5 protein-coding genes and 1 pseudogene are annotated in these 7672 nt (G+C 57.7%); 5 read left to right on the forward strand and 1 reads right to left on the reverse strand.

From position 1 onward, the window contains the following. The first annotated feature begins 11 nt into the window (after positions 1-11). The 5 genes from BOP96_RS08640 to BOP96_RS08660 all read left to right on the forward strand — a co-directional run bounded on the left by BOP96_RS08640 (position 12) and on the right by BOP96_RS08660 (position 6579). Complete coding sequence (locus BOP96_RS08640) at positions 12-3509, forward strand: response regulator (protein WP_073452456.1); 3498 nt, start codon at positions 12-14, stop codon at positions 3507-3509. Then, positions 3510-4340: a CheR family methyltransferase gene (locus tag BOP96_RS08645; protein ID WP_019817062.1), complete on the forward strand. Its 831-nt coding sequence runs from the start codon at positions 3510-3512 to the stop codon at positions 4338-4340. It begins immediately after the preceding gene. Beyond that, the gene (locus tag BOP96_RS08650; protein ID WP_073452458.1) at positions 4337-4936 is read left to right on the forward strand and encodes a chemotaxis protein CheB; all 600 of its coding nucleotides are present in this window, start codon (positions 4337-4339) and stop codon (positions 4934-4936) included. Before BOP96_RS08645 ends, BOP96_RS08650 begins: the two co-directional genes overlap by 4 nt. Next, positions 4930-6123, forward strand: coding sequence for a hybrid sensor histidine kinase/response regulator (locus tag BOP96_RS08655; protein ID WP_020302773.1), 1194 nt, complete (start codon positions 4930-4932; stop codon positions 6121-6123). The genes BOP96_RS08650 and BOP96_RS08655 overlap by 7 nt, the downstream gene beginning before the upstream one ends. A 78-nt stretch (positions 6124-6201) precedes the next feature. Continuing rightward, positions 6202-6579 (forward strand): response regulator, encoded by a 378-nt coding sequence (locus BOP96_RS08660; protein ID WP_005788286.1) that lies wholly within the window; start codon positions 6202-6204, stop codon positions 6577-6579. Between the two features lie 108 nt (positions 6580-6687). Here BOP96_RS08660 and BOP96_RS08665 read toward each other — a convergent pair. Continuing rightward, positions 6688-7672 (reverse strand): annotated as a pseudogene (locus BOP96_RS08665) (hypothetical protein); the annotation flags it as partial.

The following is a 7672-nucleotide window of genomic DNA, read 5'->3' on the forward strand; positions in this document are numbered from 1 at the left end:
AAGGCATGCCCATGACACCCGCGTCGTCCGTCGATGAAAAAAGCTTTCGTACCCTGCTGAGCCGGAACGTGGCCCTGCCCTTGGGCGTGGGCGTGCTCAGCGCGGTGTTTTTCGTCTGCCTGATTACCTATTTGCTCTCGGTGATCCAGTGGGTGGAGCACACCGACCGCGTCATTAACAACCTCAATGAGACGTCCAAACTGACGGTTGACCTGGAAACAGGGATGCGCGGGTTCCTGATCACCGGTGACGAGCACTTCCTTGATCCGTACGAAGTGGCCAAGCCGCGGATCATTGCCGACCTGCGCAATCTGCAAGACCTGGTAGCCGACAATCCGCAGCAGGTTGACCGGCTCAAGCGCTTGGAAACCTTGCAGACCGAATGGAACACCTACGCGCAGTCGATGATTGAGCTGCAGCGCAACAGCGGTGATTACCGTGGCGCGGTCAAGGCGGGCCGGGGCAAGCGGCTCACTGATGAAATTCGCAAGGAATACGAAGACGCGGTGGCGATGGAGCAGCAGTTCCGTATCACCCGTAACGCAGAGGTCACCCGCACGACGGTGATCAGTGTCACGCTGTACTTGGTGTTTGTACTGGGGTTGAGTGGTTTTCTGGCCTACATCGGCAGGAAGAATTTAATCTCACTTTCAAAGAGTTACAGCGCAAACCTCGCGTCACAACAGAAGATTGCACGGCGCCTCGAGCAAACCGCCTGGCTGCGCAATGGCCAGACCGAGCTGGCCGAGCAAGTACTCGGCCAACTGACCCTGAACATGCTGGGACGCAATATCCTGCAATTCTTCGCCCAGTACATGGGCTCTGCGGTCGCCGCGCTGTACGTGCGTGAAGAACACGGCGGCCTCAAGCGCGTGGCCACGTATGGTTTCTCCCGCGAGCAGGAACAGCAAGAACAGTCGATCTACAGCGACGAAGGCATCGTCGGGCAGGCCGCTCAGCTCAATCGTCTGATTCGCCTGGACGATGTGCCGGTGGATTACTTCAAGGTCAGTTCCGGTCTTGGCGAAGGGGCCACTCGCAGCATCCTGGTGATGCCGACCAGCGATGATGACCGTGTCAACGGCGTAGTCGAGCTGGGCTTCCTGCGCCCTCTGGATGAGCGTGATATCGAACTGCTGGAACTGATCGCCGGCAATATCGGCACCTCCATCGAAGCCGCGCGCTATCGCCAGCGCTTGCAGGAAGTGCTGGCCGAGACCCAGCAACTCAACGAAGAGCTGCAAGTGCAGCAGGAAGAGCTCAAGACCGCCAACGAAGAGCTCGAAGAGCAATCGCGCATCCTCAAGGAGTCCCAGGCTCACCTGGAAACCCAACAGGCTGAGCTTGAACAGACCAACGAGCAACTCGCCGAACAGACCCAGACCCTGGCCGAACAGCGCGACGCCATGGACCGCAAGAACATCGAGCTGAACCAGGCCCAGCTTGAGCTGGAAGACCGCGCCGATGAGTTGCAGCGCTCCAGCAAGTACAAATCCGAATTTCTTGCCAACATGTCCCATGAGCTGCGCACACCGCTCAACAGTTCGCTGATCCTGGCCAAACTGCTGGCGGATAACCCGCAGGAAAACCTCAACGCCGAGCAGGTCAAGTTTGCCGAGTCGATCTATTCGGCCGGCAATGACTTGCTCAACCTGATCAACGACATCCTGGATATTTCCAAGGTCGAAGCCGGCAAGCTGGAAGTGCGCCCGGAAAACGCCAGCGTCGAGCGCCTGGTGGATGGCCTGCGTGGCATGTTCGAGCCGCTGGCAATGGACCGCAAACTGGGCTTCCAGGTGGACGTGCAACAAGGCTCGCCAACCCTGCTGTTTACTGATCGCCAACGCCTGGAGCAGATCCTCAAGAACCTGTTGTCCAACGCCATCAAGTTCACTGAACAGGGCGAGGTCAGCCTGTCGGTGTCCCGCGCGCCGGGGGAGGGCATTGCCTTTACCGTGCGCGATTCCGGCATTGGTATCGCCCCGGATCAACAGGAAAGCATCTTCGAAGCTTTCCGCCAGGCCGACGGCACCACCAATCGCCGTTACGGCGGTACAGGCCTGGGCTTGTCGATTTCCCGTGACCTGGCCACCTTGCTGGGCGGCTATATCAGTGTGACCAGCGAACCGGGCAAAGGCAGTATTTTCACGCTCGTATTGCCTGAACAGTATGTAGAACGCGACGAGGCCGCGGCGCCGATCGAGCCACCGCGCCAAGTGGTGGTCGCGCCGGCACCAACGCCCGTCAAGGTATCGCCGCTGCCGGTGGCTGACGCCGAGTTGATCCCGCGCTTTGCCGATGACCGCGAAAAAGCGCCGTTCAGCACTCGCTGCATCCTGGTAGTGGAAGACGAGCCGAATTTTGCGCGCATTCTGTTCGATCTTGCCCACGAGCTGGGTTACCACTGCCTGGTCGCCCACGGTGCCGACGAGGGCTACAGCCTCGCCGAGCAATACATCCCCGACGCGATTCTGCTGGACATGCGCTTGCCCGACCACTCAGGACTGACTGTGCTGCAACGCCTCAAGGAACACGCCAACACGCGCCACATCCCGGTGCACGTGATCTCTGTGGAAGACCGTGTCGAAGCCGCCATGCACATGGGTGCCATCGGTTATGCGGTCAAGCCCACCACCCGCGAAGAGCTCAAGGACGTGTTCGCGCGCCTGGAAGCCAAGTTGACCCAGAAGGTCAAGCGCATCCTGCTGGTGGAAGACGATGACCTGCAGCGCGACAGCATTGCCCGCCTGATCGGCGACGATGACATCGAGATCACTGCCGTAGGCTTCGCCCAAGAGGCCCTCGACCTGTTGCGCACCACCATCTACGACTGCATGATCATCGATCTCAAGCTGCCGGACATGCTCGGCAACGAGCTGCTCAAGCGCATGGCCACCGAGGACATCTGCTCGTTCCCGCCAGTAATCGTCTACACCGGGCGTAACCTGACCCGGGATGAAGAGGCCGAACTGCGCAAGTATTCACGCTCGATCATCATCAAGGGCGCGCGCTCGCCCGAGCGTCTGCTGGATGAAGTCACGCTGTTTCTGCACAAAGTCGAATCCCAGTTGTCCCATGACCGCCAGAAGATGCTCAAGACCGCCCGCAGCCGCGACAAGGTGTTCGAGGGGCGCAAAATCCTCTTGGTGGACGACGACGTGCGCAATATCTTCGCCCTGACCAGCGCCCTGGAGCACAAAGGTGCTGTGGTGGTGATCGGGCGTAATGGCCAGGAGGCTATCGATAAACTCAATGAAGTCGAAGATATCGACCTGGTGCTGATGGACGTGATGATGCCGGAGATGGACGGTTACGAGGCCACCGCCTTGATCCGCCAGGACCCACGCTGGAAAAAACTGCCAATCATTGCCGTGACGGCCAAGGCCATGAAGGACGATCAGGAGCGTTGCCTGGCAGCAGGCTCAAACGATTACCTGGCCAAGCCGATTGACCTGGACCGCCTGTTCTCACTGATTCGCGTATGGCTACCGAAGATGGAACGCATTTAAGTGGAGCAGTGTTTCTTGGATAAGAGCAGCGATATTGAGCTGCGCCTGTTGATCGAGGCGATTTACCTCAAGTACAGCTACGACTTTCGCGACTATTCGGGCGCGTCGGTCAAACGCCGTGTGGCCCATGCCTTGCGTCAGTTCGACTGCGCGACCATTTCCGCACTGCAAGAGCGCGTGTTGCACGACCCTGCAGCGTTCATGCAGTTGCTGCAATTCTTGACCATCCCGGTGAGCGAGATGTTTCGCGACCCGTCGCACTTCCTCGCGATTCGCCAGGAAGTCGTGCCGCTGCTCAAGACCTACCCGTCGATCAAGATCTGGATCGCCGGCTGCAGCACAGGCGAGGAGGTGTACTCCATGGCCATCCTGCTGCGTGAAGAAGGCTTGCTGGAACGCACCATCATCTACGCCACGGACATCAACCCGGCGTCGCTGGATAAAGCCAAGCAGGGCATCTTTTCCCTGGAGAACGTGCGCGCCTATACCGCCAATTATCAGCAGGCCGGCGGGCAACGTTCATTTGCCGACTACTACACAGCAGCTTACGATTACGCGATCTTTGACAAGACATTGCGCGAGAACGTGACCTTTGCCGATCACAGCCTGGCGACCGACAGCGTATTTTCAGAAACGCAATTAATTTCATGCCGTAACGTATTGATTTATTTCAATAAAAAATTGCAAGATCGAGCGTTTGGCTTGTTTCATGAGTCGCTGTGTCATCGCGGCTTTTTGGTGCTGGGCAGCAAGGAAACCCTGGATTTTTCCGCCTACAGCAAGCAATTCGAACCCTTGGTCAAGCAGGAACGGATCTACCGAAAATCATGAGCGACGCGCCGGACACCCCGATTTCGGGGATCGAAGCCATCGTCGTCGGCGCGTCCGCCGGCGGCGTCGAGGCGTTGCTGAGTATTTTCGGCCAGTTGCCCAGTACCTTCGGCCTGCCGATCATTGCCGTGCTGCACCTGCCGGACGAGCGCCGCAGCCAATTGGCGGAAGTCTTTGCCCGGCGCCTGAACATCCCGATCAAGGAGGCAAGGGACAAAGAAGCGCTGGAGGCGGGCACCTTGTACTTTGCCGGGCCCGGTTATCACCTGTCGGTAGAGCAGGACCGCAGCCTGTCCCTGAGTCAGGAAGACCGGGTGCACCATTCCAGACCCGCCATCGACTACCTGTTTTCCTCGGCGGCCGATGTGTATGGGCCTCGCCTGCTCGCCATTTTGTTGACTGGCGCCAACCAGGACGGCGCAAGTGGGCTGGCCCACGTCAAGCAATCGGGTGGCATTACCATCGTGCAGGACCCACAAGAGGCACGCATTGCCGTCATGCCCCTGGCGGCCCTGGCCTTGCACACACCTGACCATATTCTTTCCTTGAGCCGAATCGGCTCATTGCTGGCTTCCCTGGAACCCTTCCCATGTTAAGTACTGTCCAGGCCAAACTGCTGATCGTCGACGATCTGCCGGAAAACCTGCTGGCCCTAGAGGCGCTGATCAAGCGTGAGGATCGCCAGGTCTTCAAGGCATTGAGTGCCGATGAGGCGTTGTCCCTGTTGCTGGAACATGAATTCGCCATGGCGATCCTCGACGTGCAGATGCCTGGCATGAACGGGTTCGAGCTGGCCGAACTGATGCGCGGCACCGAAAAGACCAAGAACATCCCCATCGTGTTCGTCAGCGCCGCCGGGCGCGAACTCAACTACGCCTTCAAGGGTTATGAGAGCGGCGCGGTGGACTTCCTGCATAAGCCCTTGGATATCCATGCGGTCAAGAGCAAGGTCAATGTGTTCGTCGACCTGTATCGCCAGAGCAAGGCGATGAAGCTGCAAGTCGAAGAGCTGGAGCGTAGCCGCCGCGAGCAGGAACTGTTGCTCACGCGCCTGCAGGCCACTCAGGCCGAACTGGAACAAGCGGTGCGCATGCGTGACGATTTCATGTCGATTGTCGCCCACGAAGTGCGTACACCCCTGAACGGGCTGATTCTGGAGACCCAGTTGCGCAAGATGCACCTGGCCCGGGACAACGCCGCCGCGTTCACTCTGGACAAGATGCACGCCATGGTTGACCGCGATGAGCGCCAGATCAAAAGCCTGATCCGTCTGATCGAAGACATGCTTGACGTGTCACGCATCCGTACCGGCAAGCTGTCCATACGCCCGGCGCGTTTTGACCTGGCGCAGTTGGTGCGCAACCTCGTGCACAACTTCGAGCCACAGGTCGCCGCGGCTGAATCGTCGATGCAGTTGGTGGCAGACGAGCCTGTAGAGGGCCACTGGGATGAATTCCGTATCGAGCAGGTGATCACCAACCTGCTGACCAATGCCCTGCGCTACGGGGCTAAAAGCCCGGTGGATGTACGGGTGTATACCGAGCATGGCGAGGCGCGCGTGGAAGTGCGCGACCGTGGCATTGGTATCAGTGAAGACAACCAGAAGCGTATTTTCCAGCAGTTCGAACGGGTTTCCGCCAATCATGCCGCCGCCGGCCTGGGCCTGGGATTGTTTATTTCCGAGCAGATAGTAGCGGCCCATGGCGGCACCATCGAGGTGGAGAGCCAGATAGGCGAGGGCGCCTTGTTTCGTGTGTGCTTGCCCCTTGAGGCGACCGCGTGAAATCAATCGTCAGCTCGACGCAACCTCTGCGTGACCCCATGGTCGTAACTGCAGCAATTGACCGGACAAAGGCTTCCCATGAGTGAAGATGCACAAGATGTCGTACTGATCGTCGAGGACGACGAATCCATTATGTTTGTGCTGGGTGAGTACCTGGCAGGCTTGGGCTACCGGGTCTTGAAGGCGATCGACGGGGAGCAGGCCTTCGAAATCCTTGCGACCAAACCGCACCTGGACTTGATGGTCACCGATTACCGCCTGCCGGGTGGAATTTCCGGGGTGCAGATCGCTGAGCCGGCGCTCAAGCTGCGACCGGAACTGAAAGTGATCTTTATCAGCGGCTATCCGCAGGAAATTCTCGACTGCAACAGCCCGATCACGCGCAACGCGCCGATTTTGGCCAAGCCGTTTGATCTGGATACGCTGCAGGAGCATATCCAGCGTTTATTGGCGTGATGATTCAAACGAGACGCGCAAGTTTTGTGCGATAGCAAAAGTTCTTCTCGAACCACCGAGAAGAACCTTTTTGAGGTATTGCGCGTTTTCCCCGCTTGACGACATCCTTTATGCCGAAGGCACGAAATCCTTCAAGGGAAGACCAAACGGCTGTTTACTGACAGGGTCAAGGGCATACCATTTGCCGTTTTTCTGGGTGGCAGCGATTGCTGTTGTTGTCCCTTGCATGTTGGCGTTGCCTATTGTGGCGTTCTCAACGTTCCTGAAGATCTTTACAGGGTCATACTTGATTTTAAACGAAGGTTGATTATTCCGTCCGGGACCACTGTTCGCCAAGTAAGTTATACCTTCTTGCACGAAGCCTTGCGCAATACCCTTTGGATCGATAGGGTTGAGTGCGCCTATGGCGCCACGCACCAATCTTTTTGCGGTACTTCCAAACGCAGACGAGCCCGCTCTGGCACCAGCGCCAGCGGCCCGCACCGCCCCACCGGCGCCGGCAAGAAGAAAGCCAAAAACATCAAACGCCACATCGATGAGGCCCTCGCGCCAGTTTCCTGCGATAAAGTTTTTGACGGCGTTATAACCCGGAATAAGCCCTACTACAAAATCTTCGATTTTTTGCCAGAAAGGGACTTCACCATCGAATGCAGTGGTGCCCCGCAGTGACTCTGCGTTATCCCGAATACTGATTTTTTTTACCATGGCATCAGCGATGTACTGGGTCTTTTCGCTGGCGAAGCTGTTGGGAGCATCGTTGACCGCGTCGGTGGACCCGGCCGTAAGAACGTTATCGCTGTAATTGCCATCAGGGGCGAGGGGGACAAGGCGCTTGGAGTTAATCTTATCGTCCGAAATGGCACCTGGGATTTTGTCGTTCAAATCGATACGTTTTCGAATGGTATTTTTTGCGCTGTCTATTTCATAGGTATGGGTGCCTTTATTGCCTTGTGCATCCACAAACTCGCTTTGTAAAAATATACTGGTCGGTGAAGAGTGGCGGCGGCAAAAACTGAGTGCAACACCTGACCTTTCCGGTACGGTGCTGCCCCTATGTCTTATACCGAACTCAGCGTTGAAGAGCGCGCCACCA

Source organism: Pseudomonas sp. FSL W5-0203 (assembly GCF_001896155.1).
GTDB lineage: Bacteria > Pseudomonadota > Gammaproteobacteria > Pseudomonadales > Pseudomonadaceae > Aquipseudomonas > Aquipseudomonas paracarnis.